Below are 24,907 nucleotides of genomic sequence, written 5' to 3'. Positions count from 1 at the left end.
TGAGGTGTACTCCAGCAGACATCTATGCGCGCTTCTAAAGTTAGTGAGCATTGACGCACAGATTAGTTCGAGGTACAGTTCCACCCCATGAAGATCCGTTCCTAATTCGACGCTCACCTATTCATCGTTGACTCGAAGGCGGAACACGGCATGCCTATTTCTTTTGCCCACCTCTCTTTCACCTGGCCCGACGGCACTCCCTGTTTTTCGGATTTAAGCGCCACGTTCAGCGCATCTTTCACCGGCCTTGTCGGCGCTAATGGCTCAGGAAAATCGACCCTCGCTAAGGTGCTGGCCGGTATCTATCAACCCACTTCCGGCTCCGTGACGGCCCCTAAAATCGGCTACCTTGACCAAGATTTGGGGCTTAAAGTGACCGACACCATCGCAGACGTATTTAAGGCCCGCGAGATTTTAGATGCCCTAGCGGAGATCGAAGCGGGCAACTACTCCGAGGAACTCGCGGACATCGTTGCTGACAACTGGGATCTCAAGGAAAGGATCCAGGCCGCCCTTAGCGCGTCGGAGCTGAACTTTGCCCTTGATCGCAGTGTCGGCAGCTTGTCGGGAGGAGAGGCCGTCGCTGTGGCGCTGACAGCACTGTTTTTCACCCAACCAGAGATGATCATTCTTGATGAGCCCACGAACAATCTCGACGCCGCCGCCAGGGATCACCTCCTGCATATGATTGACGCTTCCCCGGCACCCATGGTGGTCATCTCGCATGATCGGGAGCTGCTTAACCACGCTGACGAAATAGCTGAGCTCTATCACGGCTCATTACGTATGTTTAGCGGAAACTTTGAGCACTACCATCAAACCATCGCCCACGAGCAGGAAACCGTGCGGGCGGAAGTAAGTGAGGCCAAAGCCTCCTACCGCAAGGAAGTTCGCCAACGTGCCGAGATGCAAACACGGCTCGCCCGTGACGCCCGCCGTGGAAAAAAGTTCGCTACCTCGAAACGCAAGCCCGGCATGGCCATGGGAAACGATAAGAACCGATCCCAGGTCTCGTCAGCCAAACGTGCCAGTGATGCCGCAGCCTCGGTGTCACAGGCTCGGGAAGGTTATGACTCTGCGCAGCTTATGTTGCGGGAGGACACTCATGTTCACATCGAGCTACCCGATACCAGCCTTCCCAATGCCACGCGCGTTCTGGGCAGCGGGCTGTTGACAATCGTCGGCCCCGAACGCGTCCGACTCGCCGGTGCCAATGGCTCGGGGAAAACCACGTTTCTCAACCGGATTGCCAGCGGCGACGTCGACTACGCACTGCCCTGCAGCTACCTACGTCAACGCATCACATTGCCGGCCGAAAAGAGTGTGTGGGAGCTGGTCACGGAAAGCAATCCACAGGCTGACCCGCAGCTTCTCCGCGACAAGCTGGCGCAGCTGTTGTTCCAGAATGACAGTGTCCACACACCGGTGGGACACCTTTCCGGAGGCGAGCGGTTCCGTGCCGAGTTCGCACGCGTACTGCTTACTTCCCCCGCACCGCAGTTCCTGCTACTTGATGAGCCGACAAACAACTTGGATATCCCCACCGCGGACTGGCTTGTCGACGTCCTCTCCGCTTACCACGGAGCGTTACTCGTAGTCAGCCACGATGAATACTTCTGTTCCCGCCTTTCACTGGATCGCACCATCGAGCTCTAAAAGCAATTCGCAATAGGTCAGTCGGCACACGAAAGCGGGCGTATGAACGACACCTCACAAATGTGCTCCGACAGCGCCTCTTTGAACCGTGTCATGACGACATCGTGATTCCCCACATCGTGTACTCCATCGTCCAGTAATGGTGTCCCACTTTTTAAGAGGTTGCTTATTAAGTGCTCAATGTAGGGCAATAATTCTGGAACGAGAATCCGGGTTTTGGCCCGATAAAGTGCAGTAAGTTGCGTTTATTACGGAGTCTTCCGTTTTATTAATAGGGTGTACGACAAAATACATCCTAGTGCCAACAAAGGGTTCAAGTTCAGCATGCTTCTCTTTTATCTCAAAACCATAGCAACGAAGTCGATGATCGCCGAGGCGATCCATCTCACACGAACCGAATCAAGCGCACTAAGCTGACAGATATGAAGAAGATAAATGTTGCATTGAAAAACTGTCACGGCATCCGCGATTTAAGTGCAACATTCAATTTCAATAAACAAAACTCCATTGCGATATACGCACCTAACGGCACAATGAAAACCTCTTTTGCGCGAACCTTCAAGGATTTTTCCCAAGGCGAAGAGACCTCCGACCATATGTTCCCAACTCGTCAAACCGAGCGCTCTATCAGTGATGAGCATGGGAAGGAACTCGACCCTGACGATGTAGTAGTTGTGTCTTCCTACGATGAAGGACTGCAGCCAAATGAGTTAACTTCGACTCTTCTAGTGAACCCTAACCTGCGAAAAGAATACGAGGATCTCCAGGTCGACCTCATAGAGGCGCGTGATGATCTCGTCGAGGCACTGGAAAAGCAATCTAAAACTAAGCAAGACATCTTCAGTACATTGTCGCGAGTGTTCACTGGTGAAGACGACAGATTCTTCGAGGCCATGCTGCGAATCCGACACGAAGTCAGACAACTGGAAGGTCCACTTTATACCGACCTTCCGTACGACATCGTATTCAATGAAAAGGTCGTTACTATCCTCCGCAATCCCGAAGTTCAGTCAGAGCTAAGTCAATACATCACGCGCCTAAACGAACTCCTCGACGAATCCACTTTCTTCAATCGAGAATCGTTCTCTTTCTACAATGCGACAAATGTAACGAAAAGCCTAAGTAGCAACGGGTTCTTCACCGCGAATCACTCTTTGCTCCTACACGGGGAGAGTAAAACTCGGTCAGTGACTAACGAATCAGATCTGAAGAATCTAATCACTGAAGAGAAGAGGAAGATTACCCACGACGAATCATTACGAATAAAGCTCGATGCGATTGAGAAGGTTCTGCAGAAAAACGCGGATACCCGCCGATTCTTCGACTTCATCGCGAGCCGAGAAGAGCTTCTTCCAGAGCTGGCCAATATCGATACTTTCCAACAAAATGTCTGGAAATCTCATCTGAAGGCACAAGAGCATCTTTTCGAATACGTTGTGACGCGTTTTGAAGACACGGAATCTCGCCGCAAGACGATTGAGGAGCAGGCGGTAAACGAAAGCACCCAGTGGGAAAAAGTTATCGATATCTTCAATGATCGGTTTTTCGTCCCGTTCCGACTCAGCGCAAAAAACAGACACCGCGTCATACTTGGCCAGGAGAGCGTTTTGGAGCTTACTTTCGAATTCGAAGAAGGTGACGAGACTACCGACGTTGAGAGGGAGGAATTACTTAAAGTCCTTAGCAACGGGGAGAAAAAAGCTCTTTACATACTTAATGTGCTCTTCGAGGTTGAAGCGCGGAAGGCTGCTGGTCGCGCGACACTATTTGTTATCGATGATCTCGCCGACTCGTTCGACTACAAGAACAAGTATGCCATTATTCAATACCTCAAGGAGATTGTAAACTACTCCGATTTCAAGATAATCCTCCTGACTCATAACTTCGATTTCTTCCGCACGGTGGTTAACCGGAACGTCGCTGGCTACGGACAGTGTTTTATGGCACAAAAAGACGCTGGAAGGATAGTTCTCAACAAAGCGGACCATGTCAATAATCCGTTCATCAATCTCTTCAAGCGGCACTTCTTCACCTGTGGAATGCAGCGCATCGCATCAATCCCGTTTGTGCGAAACATCCTTGAATACACCAAGGGGAAAACAGACGAAGATTACAAGGTGCTCACATCGCTCCTCCATTGGAAGACTGACTCCCCCTCAATTACAAACAGGGATCTCGACCGGATTTTTGCGGATACGTTCCACGGGCAGGATGAGGAAAGCTGGGGATCACCGGAAGACAGAGTGATGGATCTGCTAAACCAACAGGCCGAAGAGGCCGTCTCTGCCAAAGAAGGTGTCAATTTCGAGAACAAGATCGTGCTGTCCATCGCTACTCGAATACTTGCAGAGAAGTATATGATAACCGAGCTCAACGATCCCCAATTTGTCGAACGGATCACAAGGAATCAGACCGCAGAATTATTTAGAGAGTTCAAAAACCGCGAACTCGGCACCCCTGAAAGTCAAAAAATACTCGAGGGCGTCTCGCTCATGACGCCAGAGAGTATCCACGTCAACGCGTTCATGTATGAACCAATCATCGATATGTCCGATACAGCCCTGCGAAAACTATACCGACAGGCAAAAAAACTAGAGAGTCAGCCAAGCGGAGACGAAATAGTTTAGGTAACCTCTTTACCTTCTAATTGAAAGAAAAGCTCATTCGGCTCTCATCGACTAGGAGCCTTTCACACCATCAATTGCTCTAACCGGTACAGCTAAATAAGCATTGATCCCCGGGCATCTACATAGAGAGCTTGTCCGTCCCTCAGCAACAGCAGATTCCATTCTTGGCCGTAGTCTTCCACCGTCTTACTAATGATGTTGATGGAATACGGACCAGTTGTACCTTGGGCATGAGGAACCACCACAAATTCAGTGAGATGAAGCCCGGTATAATCCCCGAGATCAGGAGCTATGGAAGGATTATCCATCACCGTGGCTGGCTCGATTGAAGGACCAGCAACCATCGCCCCAGCAGAACTACCCGCATACAACTTTCCAGCACGCACAGCATCAACAAGAAGCTGGTCTGTTCCTGTGGATTTCAGCGCATGGAGCAAGCGGAATGTTTCACCACTCGCAACATAGACACAATCAGCTAGTTCAAGCTCTTGGCGGAAATCTGCCAGTGCCATCTGTGACACAGTGACAGGAACTAGCACCTCCGCCGCCTCGCGCACAGTTTTCAACTCTTCTTGGGTGAACGGGGCTTGCCGCATCTCAACTGCTGCATCATCGATATAGAGAATCCTTCCAGTCAGGTAGGTGCCAAGGTCAGGGTGCAGGTAGGAAGCAAGAAATAGGTTCACGAGGGCCAGCTTACGGCCTATTGATCCGCAGATCAGGGATCCTTGAGTGTTCAACAATCCACCGCGACGCGCCCGGATCGATCCACGTGGACAAAAGCCTGACGGCTTGCTGCGCACGATCAAGCCGAGCATTTTCATGCTGCCTGTTTCGCCTGATAATCGGCTCGTGATGAGCACAACGGTTACGTAATTTGTAGACCACATCAACCTCACGTTTGAAGTCGGTCAGAGAAGGCACAAAGATGCTAACTCCCTTCCCCCCATGCGAAGCGATCGGTGTAGCTACAAGGGCTTTACGAACCAGTGGCCAAATCGTCGACGCGTACGTATTGGTAAAAAGATACGCCCAGAAATCGAAGCTCAACTCAGCAATCACCCGCCCCGATGGTGGCACCTGTGCTCGAGCAATCCCCGCCCGCCGTTCCGCCTTCTGAATAGACTTCTTCGCCTGTCGATCAAAAGGAATAGCCGGGTGGACATACCACCGCTGCCCATACCTTGGAGACACAGCAGTATCGACACAGTTACGCAAAAGCACCTCGACATGCTGAATGTCTTCCAGGAAGGACTTGGTCACGCGAGTATTCCACAGGTAGAGCGCTTCGGGATCCAAATGGAAGCTATAGGTTTTCATCCGCTCGGACGAAAACCACGCCTCGAGATCGCTCTCCGGCTTATTCTTGGCTGGCATACGTACCAGTGTTACACTCAAGAGCGAAGGCCCCGGAGCGATCCCTACGTTTTAGACGTATATCACCGGGGTTATTGATTTTTCTTGAACCCACCTTCCCAGAAAGAGGACTCTCCTCTCAGAGTTATTTCCTTTGCTCTCGACGCTGGCCAGGAGCTGCCCCACTGCTTTGGAAGAGGCTGACCATCTGAGCAACAGACAGGTCAGAGGGCAGCTGATGCGAATGCACACCAGACCGCTCGGCCCATTTCCGCGTCGCCTGTCGAGAGGGAAAGATCTTCGCCTGGGTGACGATATCGACGATCCCACGACCCCTCCCCGTATAGACGGCGTGCACTAGAGCTTGGAACGCCTTTCGCTTTCCAACTGGTACCAACATTTTAGGACGGCGTCGGATGTGCAAAACGCCACCATCCACGCTAGGACGAGGGGTAAACGCCTCCCGGCTAACACGTTCTCCAAGCTCAAAAGTGAACCACGGAGCCCACTGGGCGGTCATCATGGTTGACGCACCGACGCCAGCACGTCGGCGGGCAACCTCCCACTGCATAAGCAGCACAGCGTCGGTCCAGCCTGGGGCGCGAAGAAGGCGCCGCAAGATGGATGTGGTGATATGAAACGGGATGTTACCAACAATCACATGAGGGTGGGCTGGCAGACGGTATCTCAGAAAATCTTCGTTGATGACAGTCACAGCATCGTCAAGTTCCCGCCGCAGCGCACCTGCCAGCGCGGGGTCAATTTCAACAGCTGTGAGAGATCGTCCCGTACAAGACAACGGATGAGTCAGCGCCCCTTGGCCGGGACCAATCTCAATCAAGGGGCCGCTAGTGCTTCCCACACGCTCCAAGAGAGAGGCGATAACGCGGGAGTCAGTGAGAAAGTTCTGGCCGTTTTCGTGACGACCACGAGAATATGCAGACATGGGATGCTCCGAAAAGAAGAGTTTTGGAGCCGGGCATGGCAAAATGACCGCCCGGCTTAGTGACCGGAGCGGTGACCACTACTGGAAGGTCAACCGCTGTTAGCGGTTGCGGCGCAACCGCATCGAAGCGGTTCCCAAAATCAACATGTTCTCGACATTAGCATCCGTTGTATTCAGATTGAACTCTCATCCTTGACGGACAGATTTCCCTTAAGAAATACGTTTTTCACATTCAGGACATTCCCTTACTTAGCAATAATCAGCCCGAACCATCCGCAGTTGACTGGAAAAACACCCACATCTGGGAGAATCAAATCATGGAACCAGGAGCAAACAGCGTCCCCTTCACCGAGCAAGGAATGCCCACCCACCAACAACTCGTGCTGCCCATCCTCCTCGCAGTCGACAGCCTCGGAGGATCGGCCAAAACTCAAGAGATTATCGAAACAGTCCTCGAACATCTCCCCCACGCTGACGCACTCCTCCAAGTTGCTTACCCCAACAGACCGCAGGATTCCGTTCTCATTAGCCGACTAGCCTGGGGCCGTTCCACAGCAAAGCGCATCGGCGCTCTTGAACAACCAGCCCAAGGTATGTACCTGCTCACCGAAGTCGGCGAGGAGATCATCAAGCTTCCCGACGTCGAAGCCTTCTCCACCATCAGGGAACTCGACCGGGAAGCTTTTCGAGCTAAACGGAAGCAAAAAGAGTTAGAAACTACTACCGACACTGCCGAGCCCCGCGAGGGCATTCCCGACGCCGACATCCTGTCCGCTTCCGACGAGGAAACCCATGAAAGTGACTGGAAGAGCCAACTACTCAGCCGTCTACACCAACTTCCTCCTGAAGGCTTCGAGAAGTTCATTATCTACCTTCTGCGCCGGCAAGGGCTGCAGCTTCAACACACGGGAGGATCCGGCGATGAAGGCGTTGATGCCATCGGTACCGCTCCGCTCAGTCCAGTCTTATCCTCCCGCGTGGCCGTACAAATTAAGCGTTACGCTCCGGAAGGCAAACCCATCGGACGTGAAACAGTTGCCCTGTTCCAACGCGACGCCCAAACCAAGGGCGCTGAACGTGCCATCATCGTCACTCTCAGCCGCTTCACTGAACCGGCACGCAAAGCAGCCACCTCCACCGTGCCGACCGTTGACCTTATTAGCGGTGACCGCCTTGCCGAACTGATCCGCACTGACGGAGAATCCGGCGTGAAACTCCGCCCTACCGTTGACCCGAAATGGTTCGACAGATTCGAATAAGCAAACAGTGAAAACCTCGACTTGACTAGAGAACAACAGGCATCTCGCATCACAGCAACGTGCCACGATTCACGTGGAGCTCTCCTGACGCCTTACTAACCTAGTTACGGAGCCTCCCTACAAGCTCTCCCGCATCGATGTTCAAAGCTTCCGCCAAGACGACAATATTGATCAAAGCAATATTGCGCTCTCCCCGTTCGACAGAACTGACATACGTGCGATGCAAGCCCGCACGATGTGCGAGCGCCTCCTGCGACAGTCCCGCCGCCCCCCGTGCCTGGCGCACGCGGGCACCGAAGGCTACAAGAAGCTCACTATTGCTGGGCACCTCTTTAATGTCATGTACTGACGACTAAAGGTCTACAGACTATGAGTATCATCGAATAAATAGCAGACCCCCAGCATCCCTCTCAAAGACTAGTGCTGGCATGTCCTGCCACGCACTGTTTTCGACGAATACTTCCCCCTCCAGTGATCGGTCGACAATGAACAGAAAAGACGACGCCCTCAAATCAGTGGCACAGCGAGCCCGGCTACATAAAAGCGCACGCCGACAACTGGCTGCCACCGACTCCGCACACTTGTCTCCACACCACACACTCTCCGTAGACCTCCCCTGCTCGCTGTATGCACAGCTAGCGACACATGCGACAGAGGTAGGAGAGCATCCCAACGATCAAATCGCCCGTGGCTTAGAGCTCTACTTCACCGAAGTGCAACGCTCCACCTCATCTGAAGGCGTTCCGAGAGTGCGCACTTCCTCTCATGACTCCTCAGAACAGCTCAGGCAATTGCCCGATGATGTACCCGTTGTTCAGCTCAACACTCGCGTTGCCCTTCCCTACTACCGGTTCATCAAAAAAGAATCACTTCGCACGGGGCAAACCGTGCGCTCGATCATCGAAGGCGCCATTGCCGATAAATACGGAGTACCCAACTTTGACGAGGCAGAGCAAACTTAATGAACCCTCATAGATAAACCCGCCCACGCTCAGAACACAGATTCGATCGTGAAACAACCTCCCCCCTGCGGTCATGGCCTCTGTCTTCAGACACCGGATCGCTCCACAAAGCCCTAATCGGATCCGCCCCCTTAAAGCACCTGCTCCTAGCTCAGTGCTTTAATCGCACTGCCTTGGTCACCATCTCCTCCAGATCCGCCGGTAAGACCGGACGTAAGCCTGTGGCCTCCAGACTCACGTTCACATTCTTACGCCGAATCGCCACATCCGAATGCGTATGCCCATGCACTCAAACCCCTACAGGAGCCGCCCACCGGGCCAGCTTGTCCGTCTGATGCGGATCAACCACCGCGAACTCCCCCACAGCTCGCGGAATATGAGTCAACAACACAAGCCACCGGCCAATCCGCACCTGCAGATCAAACGAGATCACATCGAAGACTTCCCCATACTTCGTAAGTCCACGTCACCACCGAATCCATCCCACACATCGGATACACACGATCATGGTTCCCCGGCACCAAAATCATGGTGAATGACTTCTCACGCTTCAGCTCTCCCAAGCACCACAACGCCATACGGAAATATCCCCCGAACACACTAGTGTCGCCCCATCTGGAATCTCTCGAAGGTTATTCACGATCACTTCATCATGTTGCTCAGTTGGAGCAAATCTTCGTAATTCCGATACAAGACGATGGCCCAAATGAAGATCAGAAACCGTCTAAAAACCTGGTCCTACTTCACCAGCACCCATCTCTACCCAACCTCAAAGAGTTCAATCCTCTAACTGCGAGCAGGGGAACCGTATATTGCTTACGGCCTGTCACCTTTTCTCTTTCGCCCCACAGGCAGTTCAATCCCAGCCTTAGCCACAGCCCGCTGGACGGTTCTTCTTGAAACGCCGAACTCTGCGGCAGCCTCGTCCACTGTTGGATACTGATCTACCTCGAAGAGCCTATCGTCAAAATAAGCAGCTATCCGGTGCGAGACAGATCGTCCTTGTGCAGCACGCTTCTTATTAGCTCTGGTTAACTTCTGGGTTTCTGATTGTGCATACTCGCTATTTCGGTCGTTCCATCGTTCTGCTGCTTTCTTCCCGCCTCGGCGGCCCATCGTTGCCAGAGCCTTACGCTCACGACTTGTTGCCGCTCCTGTGAGCGTTACAGAACCCGTCGAATCCGACTTGCCCGCCAGGACGTAACCACGCACACGCCTGGCCATCGTCTGGCGATCCCTCATCGGTGGCATCTCCGCCTGGCGGCCATCTGCACCGAGCTTGTGAGCCAAGTTGTACGCATGCTCATAGGCGTCAATAATCGCCTCGTCCTTCATAGGCTTGGAGGCTGCCCGGAGTTTGTGTGCCGTGTACAGCGCGTGCCTAAACGCGGTCTCATCCCGTGCAGCGCGCCCCTCGGCGATCCAGAGCACTTTGACACCATCGATGCGTTCGGCATCCAGTCCGTCGAGATCAGCCATGTCCCCTTGCAGCTCTTTGGCGATCTTCCAATAGGCTTGCGCTTCTTCCCTACGGGTTTTCACTGCATTGATCAGCTCCCGTCCGCTGGTAAAGGATTGCTTCGGTGCAGGGGTCGGTGCCGCATCCGTGGTGCCGTTCATGCGCCGTACCTCCTGAATCAATGCGGCCAGCTGGAAGATATCTGAGTGCTGATAGTGCCAATGGTAGGCAGTGGGATCATCCCCGGTATAAAACGGCGAGCGGGAAAACCCATGCGAGAAATGCGCATCCGCACCTAACAGCTCACACAGCTGATTCGTTGTGGCCCGCAGCAGGCGCATGTTCGACGAATCCCCTGACGCGTCGGCATAGACCGGGTCGATCAGCCAGATCAACTGTGCTTTGCCGTTGATCGGGTTAACGCCGATCCAGGAAGGGGCGCAGCTGGCGTCTTTCATGGCCACCAGGACGTTGATGACCTCAGGGGCCATGTCGGTGACGTTGCCCCCGGCGGAGCCCAGCATGTCCACGTCCAAGACAATGACGGTGGCTCGTTGCTTATGGACAAGCTTGACGTACTGCAGCCTCCCTAAAGCGGAGGATTCCACACGGTAGAGCCGAGGCTTGCGCTTACCGTCTTTGGTCTTCGTCCACGCGCCCGAGAACTTCCGTGTGGGGCAACCATGCAGGGTCTCCCGGTCAAGGTGCTTCAGCAGCTTGTAACGCTCGTAGTCCGTGGCTCCCCGGGACGGCAGTGGCACAGTACGGGGGGAGAGAAAATCCGCTGTTCGCGTTGCATCGGCGCTGTTGGGCGGAAAATGTGGGGACACATTCTCGGTCCCATGGGGTATAGTCATGGACAGGCTTTCTCCCCACTTGGGATGGGGCGATAAGCGAGCGTCATGCGGGTTGCAGCCTGCGTGGCGCTCTTTCTATGTATCAACACAATGTCTAAATGAATCACAGTGTTGGAATTCAGATTCAGTTTACCACCCGGCCAACCCGGTCGAGGTTACGACTTTGCAGACTCGACACAGAATCCAGGACACAACCATACGGTCATATGATCATATATCCATGCAGACATGCAGCTATATGATCATATGGCTGTGTCTTTACAGATCGTGCGCTCCTTTTCGCAATAAGCTTCAGTCATGCCTCACGTGATCTCAGTCGTGCAATCAAAAGGCGGAACTGGAAAGACAACCGTCACCATGTTTTTGGCAACTGCTATGCAGAAAAAGGGATACAAGGTCGCGGTTTTAGATTCCGATCCCCAACAATCTGCAATGCGGTGGAGCTCAGCATCAGAAGAACCTCTCCCCTTCCCAACACTTCCCGCCCCTTCGCCAAGTGAGCTCTCAGAAGGTTTGCACCGTGCTAAGAAAGCTGATTTCGTACTGATCGACACCCCTCCCGGAAATGAAAAGATCATCGATGCTGCAGTATCGGCCGCATCACTTGTCTTGGTTCCGACCGGGGTATCTCCCATGGAGATGGATAGAACACAAATCACCCTTGATGCACTTGCTAAAACGACGACTCCGGTAGCAGTTGTGCTTACAAACGTTGATCGTCGAGAGAAGTTAGCCGATACCGTCCACGCCGAACTGGTAGGAGACGAAACTATGGCTCTGGCCGATGTCGTCATCCCCACTCGCGCTACAACTCGAAAAGCATTTGGAACTGTTCCCGATCTAAATGAGCCTTGGAAGGCTCTCGCTACTGAACTGTGTTCAGCATTTGAAGATTAAGGAGAAGCATATGGGAATCAAGAAAGCACTCATTCAGCAAAGTTCCGATGAGCAACACTCCTCCAGAGAGGAGAAGGCACCTTCAGCAGAAATGTTTGAACAGTCACGGCGGAAAGCCACGACTGTACGACTGTATGTATCGGATGACCAAATGCTCGAAGATCTCAAGACGGAAGCTTTTTTGAAGAAGACGAGTATCTCTAAGCTTTTCCAAGAGTGGGCCTCGCGATGGCTTGAAGAGCAACGAGGGGGGGAGGAATTAGAGTTTTAATGACCATATAGCCATATGACTGTATGGACATATAGCCATTAAAACTCTGTTACCAAAGGCCCTCTCATCCACGATGAGTCTGACAAGCTCCTCTGTTAGCGAGGAAGCGTCTCTTATTCTCATGCTGCACGCCGTAGTGTTGTGCGGTACTTTTCCAAGTGGTGCCATGATCGCCCTTTCCCCAGGGGGGTGGCACCGTTTCGTAGTCCCCGTTGCCGCGTTGAGAACCCCCCGTTACGCTCCGCCGCAGCGGGGACTACCCCTATCCCCGCATCACACCGGACCTAGAAGTCCATCCCCGGATTCGTGCCATGATCTGGACTCCACGACTGTTCATCTGGATCCGCGTCAGGGGAGGGGAGAGGCACACCATGTGCCCGCCGCGACTGGATCACAGCCTCAAGATCGAACGACGGCATGTACGGCATACCAGGGGAGACATAACCATCCGCGTGCTTCTCGTCGTCCTGCCACACAGCATCGGCGCGCAGTCCCGCGAACTCGACTGCCGCCTCCGCCCGCTCGGCCTGCTGCTGCGCCTCCGGTAATCGTGCACGATCGGTCCGCTCAGCACGGATCTCCTCTGGTGTGGCCAGTGCATCCAGCAGTTCCACGCGCTCGGCAGTGACCGCATCGTCCTGATAGTCCGGGCGAGTGACATACCGGCACGCCGTGCGCTGCTGACGGATCTGCGCCAACTGCTCATTCAACTCAGACTTGGCCTGTTCTAACGCCTCGCACTCACTACGAGCCTGGGTGATCTGTCCGTCAAAGGATGCACCGCGTAGCTTCGCCCACCGGCTCCGCGACTGCTGCGCCGACTGCGCCTGACGCAAACGACCACGAGCCTCATTCAACCGTTGCCCCACGACCTGATGCTCCTCGGACACCGCCTGCTTGCGCTCGTCGAGCTGCTCGATCAGCGCGGCCTGCTCATTGTGCTCAGTGACTGACGCATGTTCTGCTCGCGCAGCCTCACACCTGGCCGCAACCACCTCTGGCTGCTCGATGGCCCACTGCAAGATGGTCTCCGGCACCGCCCACAATGGGCGCTGCGCGCGATCCCGCACCGGGGGCTGATCCTGACGGCGTACACACCTGACCATCCGCTGCTGCCGTGCAACCCGACGATCCCGCATCACCTCAGCCATGCGTGTGCCCACAAACGGATCACCATCGACCGGATACGCCGAGGACAACCGCTCCAACGACCACTCCCGGTAGGCATCCCGCCACAACTGATGCGGGGTCTCATCCCGACGATCCCTCGCACACGCCGCGACCAACAACTCCTCGGCATACGCCACCGACTCCCGCCGCTGCGGCGATGCAGTCACTCGGGTGTGCGCGGTGTCCACATCCCCAGGAGACGACTCCGCCAGATACAGCACGTTGGACACCCGGCCACGAGTCATCGGCACGTACACACCAGCCCGATCCACCTTTGAGGCATCGGCTACTACGCGCGCCACATCCACTGTCATGCCCTGGGCAGAATGCCCCGTCGAGGCATACCCCAACTGCACATGCTCACAGACATACTCCGCAGGCAGGGTCACGGTGACGTTTCGATCATCCCTGCGCCGCACCAGCACCGAACCATCAGCATGAATATCCTCAATCGTCCATCGCTGACCATTACGCACCGGCTCCCCGCCAGAGGCCACCAGGTCATAGTCATTCCGCCGGGTCAACACCACATCACCCACACGACCCCACTGGGTACGCTCCGAGGTGTTCAACCGCGCAGTGGCACCCGTGGCCTGCACCAGACCAGCGGCAACGCGATGCTTCTGTGCCGCACGATTCAGGGCATCCACTGTGTCCCGATCACCAGCAATCAACACACTGTCAGCACCGGCATCCACATCCGCACACCACCCAGCCAGCGCATCATCCAACATCGCCGTGACGCTACCGGCATACAAACGACCAGCATTCCCGTACCAACTCGCGGCCTGGGCAACCAGCTGACGATCCCCCTCACGCAACCACTGCGATACACGCCGCTCCACAGCATCCTGCTGACGGAACACCTCCGTCAGCTCCACCGCATCCGGCAACTCGGACGCCAACGTGCCGAGCAACCCACTGCGGGCACGTACCGCCGCGTACTGATGTGGATCACCGACACACACCACACGCGCATCAGCAGCCGCCGCGATCTCCAAGACCCGCACCAAATCCCCAGTGCCGACCATGCCCGCTTCATCAACCACCACGACCGTGTCCCGATCCCACCCCACCTTCTCGGCAGATTCAGCGGCAGTCAACTCACTGGTGCCATGCAAAACACGAGCAATAGTGGAGGATTCATGCGCCACCGACTCCGCCACCATCACATCAGCAGCCTTACCCGTCGGCGCCAAACCCACAACCCGCTTACCTGCGGCCTCCCACGCCCCACGCGCAGCCTTTAATGAGGAGGTTTTACCCGCACCAGCCGGGGCGATCACGACACTGGCGCGGTAGTCGGATTCCACCACCGTCACCATCGCGCTCGCCTGAGACTCCGACAGCGCTCCCTCGACCGGAACAATGCTGCTTCCATCCACACCACGGCCGACTTCGGCCGTAGCCAGATCAATACCCCGATCCACTTCCCGCACCACCAGTTCAGTGGTGAACCGCTGCGACCCCTCCCGCATTGCCCGGTTGTACTCACGCGCCCGTTCCGGGGTGACACTCCAGGCCACACTGGTAGAAAAAATCTCATCCACCAACTCCTCCACACGCTCAAGAAGCAGCGAACGATCCACATCAGCCGGAACCAAACCAGCAGCGGCCTCGACCACATCTGCACGCGTAAACGTCGACCGAGTCTCCGTCACCGCAGCCATCACGTCCACAGCGTTCGGCATCACCGCGCCACACTTGTTCGTCTCCCCAACGCGCACGGAATCAACAAACTTCCGCGCACGCTTCCCGGCGTCAGATTCCGCCCACTGGGTACGCAATTCGGACAGGGGAGTGGCCACATCTTTTACCTGCCGCGTTGTCTTCTGACCCACCCGCGCCAGTGCTGCATCCCGCACCGGATTCGCCTCCGAATCCGACGCCACACCGTTGGCCTCACGCCACGCATCAATCTCCCGGCTCCGCGTCGAAAAATCCCTCAACACACGGCTATCATCCAACCCTGCAATCTCCGCACACCCATTAGTCACCTCACCCCAGGCCACACCCAGAGATGCCGTGAGCTCCGCCCGCAATTGCGCCTGATACACCATCCCCGCCGCCCGCAACTCGTGATACAGACTCACCCCATCAACCGTGCGAAACTTCCCATCCCGACACAACTGCTTATTACTGACCAACACATGCGTATGCATATGCGGATCACCCGCCCGAGACGTCCGATGCTCATACCGCACACCCGACAACCCCACGACTTTTTCCAACACCATCGCAGACCGATTCGCCGGATCGGATTTCCGCGTATACCCCGCATGCGACTGCAAATACTCCAACCCCCGCGCCACCGCATTCTCGTGCGCGGCATCCACCGCCGCGCGCACCGATTCATCCTCGACAAGCCCCCACAAAACAGAGGCCGACTTCGGCGCACAAAACGTTAAATCGTAGCCCGGAACACCACGAGATCCTGGCGCACGCCCCAACGATTCACCACTAGGAGCCACCGCGTTATTGAACCAATTGCGTACCGCACCACCATCAACAGTTTCACCCACCACGACACCACACGCCGCCTCAATCTCACGAACATCCGCTACAGATTCCCCCACCATCCACGCCCGCGCAGGCTGACGACCATCCTCCGAGTAATACGCATCCAACCCCGACGACTCATCCACCGTGGACTCGTAATACGCCACAGAATCAGCATGCAACTTCGACAACGTCAACAACGCCCCTGCACACCTCCTCCAAACGCCCAGCCACCTCGACCACAGCACTGGTTGACAGTTTACTGCAAATGTACCTTGGTGTATGGGATTTTACGGCTGTTATTCTCTTTGCATCGGTGGGGTGCAGGACACAAAAGCCTTTTGTGTCCTGTTAGTTGGAGGCAATCGGAAGTTTCCAGAACAGAGAAATACGGTTGATCTCCGCCTAAGTAAGCATCCTGTTCCACAAGAAACTACTACTCATTGCCACCACCTAAGAGCTCAGCAACAGCGGCATCAAGCTTTTCCTGGAGCCCAGCTCCATCTAGTTTTGCACGCACAGCACCACGTACCGTTTGGAACCCAAGCCCCTCATCAGGGACAGCAGAAGCAAGTCGTTCACACTCCACACATAGATCGACGAGCTCTTGGTGTAGAGACTCTGAAGGATCAAACTCAGGGATCGCCAATCGCCACGGATAAGTATCGAAATGTCGACCACCAAACAAACCAATAGCTTGATAATGCTGGACCATCTCAGTAGTCAATGGAGCGTTCAAAATAGCAGTTAGATACCGAGCCTCTGCCCGATTCTTGACGGGCAACCAGTACAAAGAATGCTCAGCGATGGCCTTCAGCGAGTCAGAATACGCAGCAGCAAGAGCCGTACCTGAAGCTGTGTAGAAAACACGTAAGCGTGAACCACCAAGCTGCTTCGCAAGAAGTCGGTGGTAGTCGATCCGATCAGTCAGCGATTCGGGAGAACGGGTGGATCTATGCATAGTCCACAGTTGCGAAGCCTTGTTCCACCACCGGGCTAAGCCTGGACCGCCACGTTCAGCGATCTCTGATTCAGACAGGACGGTTTCCTTGTCAATGGGCAGCACAGCTTTCCATGGCTTAAGGAATTTAAACGGAACAATCGTAGACCCTAGGTGCACGTCATAGATATAACGTTTCTCAACAACCTCAGACAGGCCCGGGATGTCTCTCCAGGGCTTCTTTTCGAGCGAAGTGCGCAACGATGTAACGCTGATATTCCCTCGGCTCTGACCGAGTTTTCCTGATGCCTCTTTCTCCTCGACGAACAAGAGAAACCGAGGGACGATAGTTGCTCCCTGAGAGACAAGCTTTCGGTATACAGACCCTCCTTCTTTTTGATCGATGGATAGGGTGATGAGGTCACGTTCCGTAAAAGTCAGAGCTTTTTTGGTCTCTTCCCATCCAGACTTATCGCGTTTGCCGTCGACGACTCGTTTGACTTTTGGGAATCCATGGCTAGGTGTGACCGTGGGGGATCCGATGTGCTTTATTCCGAACGTAACGGCACAAGGAACAGGGAACAGATCATTTTTCGGGCGCACGTTGGCGAGATCCCATACTTCAGTGAATTCACCGAAAAGAGTCTCGCTACCCCAATTGCCTTTACGTAAGCCTTCGTACTGGCTACGACTCAGCACAGCTAGTGGTGTGACAAAACCAAAGCGTCCATCGACCTTGAGGTACTTCTCAACCGCACGCACGATGAATAGCCCCACAAGGTCTTGGTGAGTAGCAACTTTGGCACCATGCCAGAGATTGCGAGCTTCAGAGAAGCGCTTGAACTGTTGCTGCATGTCTTCGGTCATATACCGGTAGGCAACCCACGGCGGATTGCCTACGAGAACATCCATGCGGCGATTTTTCATAGATAGCCACAAGGGGCGCACCTGGTTACGTACGTAGTATCCCCAGATCGAGTCTCTCCCTTGAGCATTGAGGCTGCACAGTAGATTAAACGTCTCACGCAAGGTATCCCGATCTGGGTCACTGGTAATGCCATAGTTCGACAAGATGGACTCAACGCTAGGTTTTTTCTCTTGCTGGGAACGGTCAGTGTAGGTTTTTGCTTTTGCGGTCATGTCGGAGACCAGGCGATCAAAAGTGCCAGGATCTTCAATGCTTGACAGGGGGAAAGCAAGAACGTGTCCGATATGAAACAGTGCATCGTCGGCGGTCGTTGGCGTCGTGAGGTCGACGCCGTCTGTGTTGATCGTGATCTGGCTTTCATCATGATTCGCCGATTGGTACCACTGGATAGAGTCACCCAAATGAATAGGCACCCATACATCCTCGCGATCTTCTGCCAAGCGTGAACCTAACGCCAGCAGATAAGTAATACGTGCCAGGGACACAGAGACAGGGTGAATATCCAGACCAAATACGTGTTCTTGAATGTGGTTCAGGATTGTTTGGTTATCCCATTCGGCTTGGTCTGCAGCCTTAATGATGCGGCGAACCAAGTGGTAAATAAAGGTGCCGGAACCGCAAGCCGGGTCAAGGGCTCGCTGTTCCAGTGGCTTCGTTAGTGTCTTTTCTACAATGCCTTCGGCGAGCCAATCGGGTGTGTAGTACTCTCCTGCTCCCTTGCGGGCCTCTGCGCTGATAATTGATTCGTAGAGGACTTTCAACACATCATGCTGGGTTTTTGACCAGTCAAACATAGTGATGCGGCGGATGATCTGTCGGACAAATTTCTCTCCATTCGACACGGAGAGAACCCAGTCGAAGAAGTCTGCCTCTACAGCGTTGTAGATACCAGCATCGCGAAAAGAGTCACCCGTGAGCATGGCTCGTGGGTCTTTCAACAATTCTGCAGGTTCAATACCCATTACGGCATGACCAATGGCGGCTGCTTCAATGGACAACATTGTGTGGTCAAGGAATAGCTTTTCTTGGTCCTCGAATCCTGTTCCCAATGCTGATCTCAGCAAGCGCGCCCACAATTCACGTTTGAGTCTCGTGGTGGGATCGTCTTCTATCGAATGGTAAAGACTGCTCAAGAACGCGCGGTCCTGAGCGTAACCAGGCGAAGTTGCTCCCAGAATGTCCTCAATTGCATCAGGAGAAGGGGTCACACCAGCAGGCATGGCCAGCACCGCTTGTAGCCAACCCACGAGCTCATCAGCCTTGGCCGGATTAGTTAGCTCAAAAGTCGAGAGACGGGGAAATTCCCCAGTCTTAGGATCTTGCTCGAAGAGCCACCAATTTCGCCCATCCGAAAGAATGCCGTTGTACCGCGAGCCAGTCTGCATCATGCGAGTCTCGACATAACCCTGCAGTTGCACTATGTACTCGTTCGCCTCTGCCTGTGTAATCAGGCGTCTTTTTACCTCGATAACGGTTGCGCCCAAGGCAATATCAATCCTGCGCTTGGAGCCATCTGCCAACTGATCCTCCAGCTTGAGAACCGTACTTGCCTGCTCTCCAGAAGGGATTAGGTTCGGCGCAGAGAGCAGCAACATCTTAATGTCCGACTGAATATCGGCTTCTGTCCTCCCTGCGGAATCTTGCTGAGTTAAGCGCTGGATCAGATCTGAATCAAAGTGCATATTCTTAGCGTATCGGCATGGATTGCCTTAGAACTTGCTTTGCCTACTTGTGCCATCCAAAGCGTGCGCATATTTACCCTCGATCATGCACCCCTGGCCTGCGGCCCCCATTTCAGGAAGACTTCCCCCATGGACACAACCACACAACGTCGAAACCTCATCGCCTTCTACTTCGGCACAAAAGTCGCAACCGCCGACGTCACCAGTGAACAAGCCATCCTTGGCGCCTCCCGGAGGGCCTACGCGGATCTGCAGCGCACGCTGCGAGGCATAGGCACCCACCCCGACCGCGACATCCTCAAACAGAAGACCCACAAGTCCATCATGATGTTCGTCGATGATCTCGCCACCATCAACTCGCAGGAGGAATTCGATCGGGCACACAAGCAATGGTGCGAGAAAACCGTCGCGGAGTTCGAACAGCGCATCCATCCCACCCGGCCTGGTTTCAAATTCCACTACGGCCAGGCCCAGAAGTGGCTGAACATGACATTGAAATACCTGGCGGTGCTGGACCACCCCGATGCGCAGAGGGTTTACCCCTACCTGCACGTGCCCGTGGACCTATACGTCTACAACGAAGCCTCCAGAGAAGGGATCAAACGCCTAACCGCCTGGTCAACACTCGGCCCAGAGAAGTACATCGCCTATCAGGAGAGCCTGAGGGAAATGGTGAAAGCCAAAGGAAAGTACTCCTGCCCCCTCGATTGGGAGGCTGACGTGTGGGTCACTAGAGGCAGCGCCACCCCATCCCCATAAGGAAAGGGCCTTGGAATGACCAATCTGTTTGACCCCGTAGGCTTCCCCGACTCCTTCCCCAACTACGAAGCCTTCGACAATTTTTTCGTCGAACGGAGCGTAAAAAGCATCTCGAGCGGCCTCAGAAGAGGAAGCGGATATCTCATGATCGACTGGAAGGACAATCAGGCCTACTGCAAAGAACACATGTTCAACGGGTCCTTCATAAAGTTGGAGCCCGAATACTGGTGACCCCGCAGAGCCCTTTAAGAACAGGAGCGAGCGTAGAGGCGGGGAGAGCCGGTGACTCGCTGGATTCTCCCTTTACAGTCACCTCACTGTCCCCTCCGAGATATTTGTAGAGTGTGGTCCGTCCGATCCCGAGCCGACGGGCCACCTCAGCCTTCGGTATTCCATCGGCTACCCACTGACGAGCCTGGGCCACCTGGGCTCCAGTAAGCACTTTCGCCCGTCCCTTGTCGACCCCGCGCGCTGTGGCGCGGACGTTCCCCTCGGCCTGACGCTCCTTAATGATGGAGCGCTCAAATTCGGCCACTCGTGCTGTTCAATCGAACCGCCCGCGAGATAATCCAGGGCTTGAGAAAACGCGGCGTCGAGGTCGCGCCCCAGCGATTTCGCCTCACCGAGTACGACACCTGACCAGAACAAGTCGATGTAGCCCGTGTTGCCCGTGGAGGCCCGCGCGGCGTCGCGTTCAAACAAGTCGATGCGCTCGGGGATCACGCCGAAGCTGCGCAGGAGATCAGACCAGAACTGTTGAGCATGGGACTTTTCTGTGTGGCGCTTGCCGGTGGATTTCCACTCATCAATCCGGGGTCGCCAGTGGGACACCAGCGAGGTGAGGTTTTTCCGAATGTCGCCACGATCCAGGGCGGCTACAGCATACGAGGAAGTCACACGCTCAACACTACGGTGATGCTCACCCGTGACCTGTCACATGCACGCACACTCCCGACTCACGACGTCGCACCCTTGTGCGTTCCGACTACCCCGAAAATCCCCGCCGTGGCACGACTGCGCTAACGCGCCCAGAAGCCACACACCTCTTGCATCATTACCCAATGTGTTTCGTTGGTACGAAACAAAGGGGTCGCTACCGGCCTGAGACCACGCCCTGCTCGGGGTGTTCCCGGCACCACTGGCGGGCTTGCTGACGGGTCCAGTCGGCAGGCACGCGGAAGTCTTTCCCGTGCACCGACACCGTCTTATACCCCGCTCCGGCCACAGCCTGTGGCGAGCCGTTCGCACCAGGCGACAGGGAGCTTGTGCCCGGTTCCAGCGCTTCCTGGAGCTGACGGGTCAGCCTCTCATTAGCGCGAGTCAATGACTCCACGCGGTGTTGTAAGCGAGCTAGTTCCAATCTTTTCAGTGGATCCACCGCGGGCATCCGGGACAGGCGCTCACGCTCTTGCCGGGAGATCACCACCTGATCCGTGACTGCGTTCTCCAGTCCGTAGCGCAACCCGTCTTGTTGCTCGCGCGTCCACTCCATGCCGCGTAGTACTGCCGAGAGGCGACGCGGATGCCCCTCCAACCATCGCACCACCGCATCCACATCCAAGCGCGCTTCTACCTCCACCACGCGCTCGACAACCTCAGTCGCCACCGCTCCTGTGCGTGCTGCGCGACGGGCCTCATAGGCTCGGTTGCGGCACGTCTGACTGCAATAGCGAGGACGCCGACCGGTGCCGCGATACGACAATTCAGCCCCACATTCCACGCACTCCAACGCTGTGGTTGAACGAGTGTCAGTCATAGTCAGTAAGCCTACCCATTTCGTCACAACGATAAACTGCAGATTGATCTGCCAATGGTGTGACTGACTTTTCTCCCTGCTTTTTTCGGCAAACCGACAGGGGTCCCGCCGCCACAGCAGCAAGAGTTGGCACGCTTTCGGCGCCGAAAGTTAGCCCATGTCCGATATCCAGACGTTATGACAAGTAGTCGGTTCCGAGCTGCAGGGAATCCAGAACTCGCCCCCTGCCTTTCCGCTGCGCCAAGCGCGGCAGACGCGTTGCGGTGTGCGAATCGATTCCATGGCCGGTAAGAATCAGCCGAAAATGTACGGCAGCTGGTCGTTCCAGCTTCGTACCGCGGTCTCATATCGCTCGCTGCGCTGCGCTGCAGCGTCAAGCTGCTCTGGCGCAACGCCAGCCTCGAGAAGGAGCCTGAACGTCAGAACCCACCGCAGCGACTGGTTGAGTGCATGGACATCAAGGATGTCTGCGGTATGCCCAGATTCCTCCTCACCCAGACCGTGGGCGCCAGCAACACGTTGGGCACGCACAGCCTCTTTCCACCGGCTGATTCTCCCAACGGCGGACGGCACTGCCTTGGCAACGGGCTCAGCGATTTCTCTGAGCCGCTGGGGGTATGACTTGTCGGCCCACCATGTCCTTAACGCGTCTTCCAAGCTCGTCTTGACCGGTTCCCCAACCTCCGAGTTACGCAGCGCTTCAACCGCTTGCCCGACTTGCTCCTCGTCGAAGCGCTTCGCATTCGGGTAAAGCCGACGGTGAAGCATTTCAGCGGCGGTCGCGAGCGTGAGCGCCTCGGTCTCAACGGTGGCCAACTCACCGCTCCACGCAGCAGCGAGGATCTGAGGGACTGGAGAAACCCGCGGCGCCAGGTCCAACCAGCGAGGTAGGAACTCATCACCGACGTCGCGGCGATACAAAAAGAGCTCACCAGAACTTCTTGGCGCCTCCGAATGGACCTGAAGCCCCAGCACGTTCACGCGAACGTCCCCCTCAGCTAACCCAAGCCTTCGTACTGAGCTTTCAGCTCCAGACAGCAGCGTCATCAAACTCGCGATCGGTGTCGCGACCTGAGAAAGGGCGTCGGTTAGGACCAGACCGCCGTCAATATTGAACACCGCGGCGGTGTTCGTCGTGACTTTAAAGCCGTCAGAGGCCGGTGGCGAGATCGTCGCCGACGGTTTTAAGCGGACCTGCCCCGGCGGTCTGATTAGGGATGCTTGCGGCGCGTCAGGGAGCTCAACAGAAAATGTGCGCGGGCCGCGCCCCTTCGCGGGAATGATGTGCTTCGTCGTCGGAATCCCGGCCCAGTCGTGGAGGTTCGTGACCTCCGCCTGGATCTCACTGAACCGCTGAGCTTCGTCGGGGATGTGGTCGCCGACAAGACACCAATCTGTTCGCATCTCCTGGTTTCCCGGAGCCTCCTCGTCAGGCATCGCGAAGCCCAAGGAGCGCCGGTGGGTCGTGCGCACACCCCAAAGGGTCACCGCACTCGGGTTCACCGCCAGCGAACCTAGAACTGAGAAGCGTGCCGGCTCCGAGTCGTTAGGGCTCCCGACCCAGCCTCCGTTTGGCTGTTCAGTCCACTTCACCGACGGAGTAAATCCGGGGCTCACCTCAAGGCTGGCGCGGTTCCCACTAAACCGCAGTACGCCGGTCTGCTGAGGGCTGTGAAACTCGCCACCCGAGTCAACGACTTGAAACTGACCGATGGACTCGGCCATCGGGTCGGGGAACTTGTCTAACGCCACGAACAGAATCGTATCGGGTTCAGAATCCATCGACGTTTAGTGGGTGTCGCATTTGACGATCCCCTAACGCGACACCGGCAATGCGTCTCGGAGACCGTACCACCCCTGCGTGCCGCCGTTGCATCTACGTGTAGCGCAAAGAGCGAGCGCAAATTAGGGGTATATGCAACACTGGCGGGGTGAAGATCGGGCATGGACGCGTGTCGACCGCGGAGCTCGGCCGGTTCTTCGGGCTGCACCGTACGTCGGTCTACCGGTACTTGAACGAGGCCAAATCCTGACTAGCTGCACTTCAATTCTGACCCGCTCTTATAGAAGAGCACCTCAACCTCATCATGCCTTTGTTGAATGCCCGACTTTAATGTACTCATACAACGTAGTGCGCCCCACCCCAAGACGCCGAGCAACCTCCGCTTTCGGTACACCAGCATCCACCCACTCGCGCGCCTGAACCACTTGCTCGTCGGTAAGCGCACGAGCGCGCCCCTTGTACACGCCGCGTTCTTTTGCCCTGGCAATTCCTTCTGCCTGGCGCTCACGAATAATAGAGCGTTCAAACTCTGCCACCGAACCCAGCAATCCCAACATCAACTTGGCAATCGGGGTGGAGTCCTCCGAGTAAATCTGCCCCTCTTTGAGGAATTTCACCGACACCCCTTTGCTGACTAACTCGTCAACAATGGCATACAGATCCGTTAGGGAACGCGCGCACCGATCCATCGACGTGACCACAAGCTGATCCCCCGCGCGGACATACCGCATCGCCTCGTCAAGGCCAGGGCGCTCACGCGATCCGCCGCTAGCCTTATCTGTGTAATAGGTGAATACCTTCTCCGCCTTGAGCTGTTCAATCTGGCGTTCAAGATTCTGGTCTTTCGAACTCACCCGGGCATAGCCCACCTTCTGCCCCGAGATCGCGCCTAGCTGTTCAGTGATCTCTAGAGGTAGTGACGGTTCTGTTCCGTTAGTCATGGAACCAACCCTAGCGAACAGGAAGTCTTGTGTGTGAATGTGATCGATATATGGCGTGATTCTGTGGTCGCTCTGTGGCGTGCAGGGCCCAACTCCGCACCTAAAGCTGTCGTCTCAAACCGGGTCACGTTACACAGAGGGACATAAGGTTTTGTATCC

Annotated in this window: 20 protein-coding genes; 8 read left to right on the top strand and 12 right to left on the bottom strand. The window is 55.4% G+C overall.

Annotated features, from left to right (window positions below; translation table 11 throughout):
* Positions 1-150: 150 nt before the first annotated feature.
* A complete protein-coding gene (locus tag CS919_RS09980) occupies positions 151-1,656 on the top strand; it encodes an ABC-F family ATP-binding cassette domain-containing protein (protein ID WP_011113060.1) in 1,506 nt (501 codons plus the stop codon).
* A 422-nt stretch (positions 1,657-2,078) separates the two neighbouring features.
* Positions 2,079-4,283: an AAA family ATPase gene (locus CS919_RS09975; protein WP_099299342.1), complete on the top strand. Its 2,205-nt coding sequence runs from the start codon at positions 2,079-2,081 to the stop codon at positions 4,281-4,283.
* Positions 4,284-4,375: 92 nt separating this feature from the next.
* Here CS919_RS09975 and CS919_RS09970 read toward each other — a convergent pair whose 3' ends face one another.
* The 3 genes from CS919_RS09970 to erm(56) form a co-directional block, all read right to left on the bottom strand.
* The gene (locus CS919_RS09970) at positions 4,376-4,969 is read right to left on the bottom strand and encodes a Type 1 glutamine amidotransferase-like domain-containing protein (protein WP_099299341.1); all 594 of its coding nucleotides are present in this window, start codon (positions 4,967-4,969) and stop codon (positions 4,376-4,378) included.
* A gap of 10 nt (positions 4,970-4,979) precedes the next feature.
* The gene (locus CS919_RS09965; protein WP_099299340.1) at positions 4,980-5,660 is read right to left on the bottom strand and encodes an Abi family protein; all 681 of its coding nucleotides are present in this window, start codon (positions 5,658-5,660) and stop codon (positions 4,980-4,982) included.
* A 124-nt stretch (positions 5,661-5,784) separates the two neighbouring features.
* A complete protein-coding gene (gene erm(56), locus CS919_RS09960) occupies positions 5,785-6,585 on the bottom strand; it encodes a 23S rRNA (adenine(2058)-N(6))-methyltransferase Erm(56) (protein ID WP_099299339.1) in 801 nt (266 codons plus the stop codon).
* A gap of 317 nt (positions 6,586-6,902) precedes the next feature.
* Between erm(56) and CS919_RS09955 the strand changes: the two genes are divergently transcribed.
* Entirely contained in the window at positions 6,903-7,844 is a 942-nt protein-coding gene (locus tag CS919_RS09955; protein WP_099299338.1) for a restriction endonuclease, read from the top strand.
* 100 nt (positions 7,845-7,944) lie between these two features.
* Here the strand turns inward: CS919_RS09955 and CS919_RS09950 are convergent, their stop codons facing one another.
* Positions 7,945-8,172, bottom strand: a complete 228-nt coding sequence (locus tag CS919_RS09950; protein ID WP_194187732.1) for a helix-turn-helix domain-containing protein — start codon at positions 8,170-8,172, stop codon at positions 7,945-7,947.
* Positions 8,173-8,593: 421 nt separating this feature from the next.
* On the opposite strand from CS919_RS09950, the gene CS919_RS09945 reads away from it, so the two are divergent.
* On the top strand, positions 8,594-8,806 hold the full coding sequence (locus tag CS919_RS09945) for a hypothetical protein (RefSeq protein WP_099299336.1): 213 nt from the start codon (positions 8,594-8,596) through the stop codon (positions 8,804-8,806).
* An 816-nt stretch (positions 8,807-9,622) separates the two neighbouring features.
* On the opposite strand, the gene CS919_RS09940 is transcribed toward CS919_RS09945, so the two are convergent.
* The gene (locus CS919_RS09940; RefSeq protein ID WP_234990908.1) at positions 9,623-11,026 is read right to left on the bottom strand and encodes a replication initiation protein; all 1,404 of its coding nucleotides are present in this window, start codon (positions 11,024-11,026) and stop codon (positions 9,623-9,625) included.
* Positions 11,027-11,419: 393 nt separating this feature from the next.
* Here CS919_RS09940 and CS919_RS09935 point away from each other — a divergent pair, with 393 nt between their 5' ends.
* A complete protein-coding gene (locus CS919_RS09935; RefSeq protein ID WP_099299335.1) occupies positions 11,420-12,019 on the top strand; it encodes an AAA family ATPase in 600 nt (199 codons plus the stop codon).
* Between the two features lie 10 nt (positions 12,020-12,029).
* Positions 12,030-12,290: a peptide transporter gene (locus CS919_RS09930; protein WP_099299334.1), complete on the top strand. Its 261-nt coding sequence runs from the start codon at positions 12,030-12,032 to the stop codon at positions 12,288-12,290.
* Positions 12,291-12,574: 284 nt separating this feature from the next.
* Here CS919_RS09930 and mobF read toward each other — a convergent pair whose 3' ends face one another.
* Entirely contained in the window at positions 12,575-16,159 is a 3,585-nt protein-coding gene (gene mobF / locus CS919_RS09925; RefSeq protein WP_143341793.1) for a MobF family relaxase, read from the bottom strand.
* A 236-nt stretch (positions 16,160-16,395) separates the two neighbouring features.
* Positions 16,396-19,509, bottom strand: a complete 3,114-nt coding sequence (locus tag CS919_RS09920; protein ID WP_099299332.1) for an N-6 DNA methylase — start codon at positions 19,507-19,509, stop codon at positions 16,396-16,398.
* A 129-nt stretch (positions 19,510-19,638) separates the two neighbouring features.
* Here CS919_RS09920 and CS919_RS09915 point away from each other — a divergent pair, with 129 nt between their 5' ends.
* Both CS919_RS09915 and CS919_RS09910 read left to right on the top strand, forming a co-directional pair.
* Entirely contained in the window at positions 19,639-20,268 is a 630-nt protein-coding gene (locus tag CS919_RS09915; protein ID WP_099299331.1) for a hypothetical protein, read from the top strand.
* Positions 20,269-20,283: 15 nt separating this feature from the next.
* Positions 20,284-20,499 (top strand): hypothetical protein, encoded by a 216-nt coding sequence (locus tag CS919_RS09910; RefSeq protein WP_099299330.1) that lies wholly within the window; start codon positions 20,284-20,286, stop codon positions 20,497-20,499.
* Here the strand turns inward: CS919_RS09910 and CS919_RS10665 are convergent.
* The 5 genes from CS919_RS10665 to CS919_RS09885 form a co-directional block, all read right to left on the bottom strand.
* Positions 20,471-20,692 (bottom strand): helix-turn-helix domain-containing protein, encoded by a 222-nt coding sequence (locus CS919_RS10665; RefSeq protein WP_234990907.1) that lies wholly within the window; start codon positions 20,690-20,692, stop codon positions 20,471-20,473. The genes CS919_RS09910 and CS919_RS10665 overlap by 29 nt on opposite strands.
* A complete protein-coding gene (locus tag CS919_RS10910) occupies positions 20,668-21,165 on the bottom strand; it encodes a type IIL restriction-modification enzyme MmeI (RefSeq protein WP_228073777.1) in 498 nt (165 codons plus the stop codon). Before CS919_RS10910 ends, CS919_RS10665 begins: the two co-directional genes overlap by 25 nt.
* Before the next feature lie 196 nt (positions 21,166-21,361).
* Positions 21,362-22,024 carry a hypothetical protein gene (locus CS919_RS09895; RefSeq protein ID WP_143341791.1) on the bottom strand — a complete coding sequence of 221 codons (663 nt, stop codon included), beginning with the start codon at positions 22,022-22,024 and terminating at the stop codon, positions 21,362-21,364.
* A gap of 294 nt (positions 22,025-22,318) precedes the next feature.
* Entirely contained in the window at positions 22,319-23,806 is a 1,488-nt protein-coding gene (locus tag CS919_RS09890; protein WP_099299328.1) for an ApeA N-terminal domain 1-containing protein, read from the bottom strand.
* Positions 23,807-24,109: 303 nt separating this feature from the next.
* On the bottom strand, positions 24,110-24,748 hold the full coding sequence (locus CS919_RS09885; protein ID WP_099299327.1) for a recombinase family protein: 639 nt from the start codon (positions 24,746-24,748) through the stop codon (positions 24,110-24,112).
* Positions 24,749-24,907 lie beyond the last annotated feature (159 nt).

Origin of the sequence: Corynebacterium dentalis (assembly GCF_900232865.1) — a bacterium.
GTDB classification, from domain to species: Bacteria; Actinomycetota; Actinomycetes; order Mycobacteriales; family Mycobacteriaceae; genus Corynebacterium; species Corynebacterium dentalis.
Note: the sequence above shows the minus strand (reverse complement) of the source record. Positions and strands in the feature narration are given on the sequence as shown.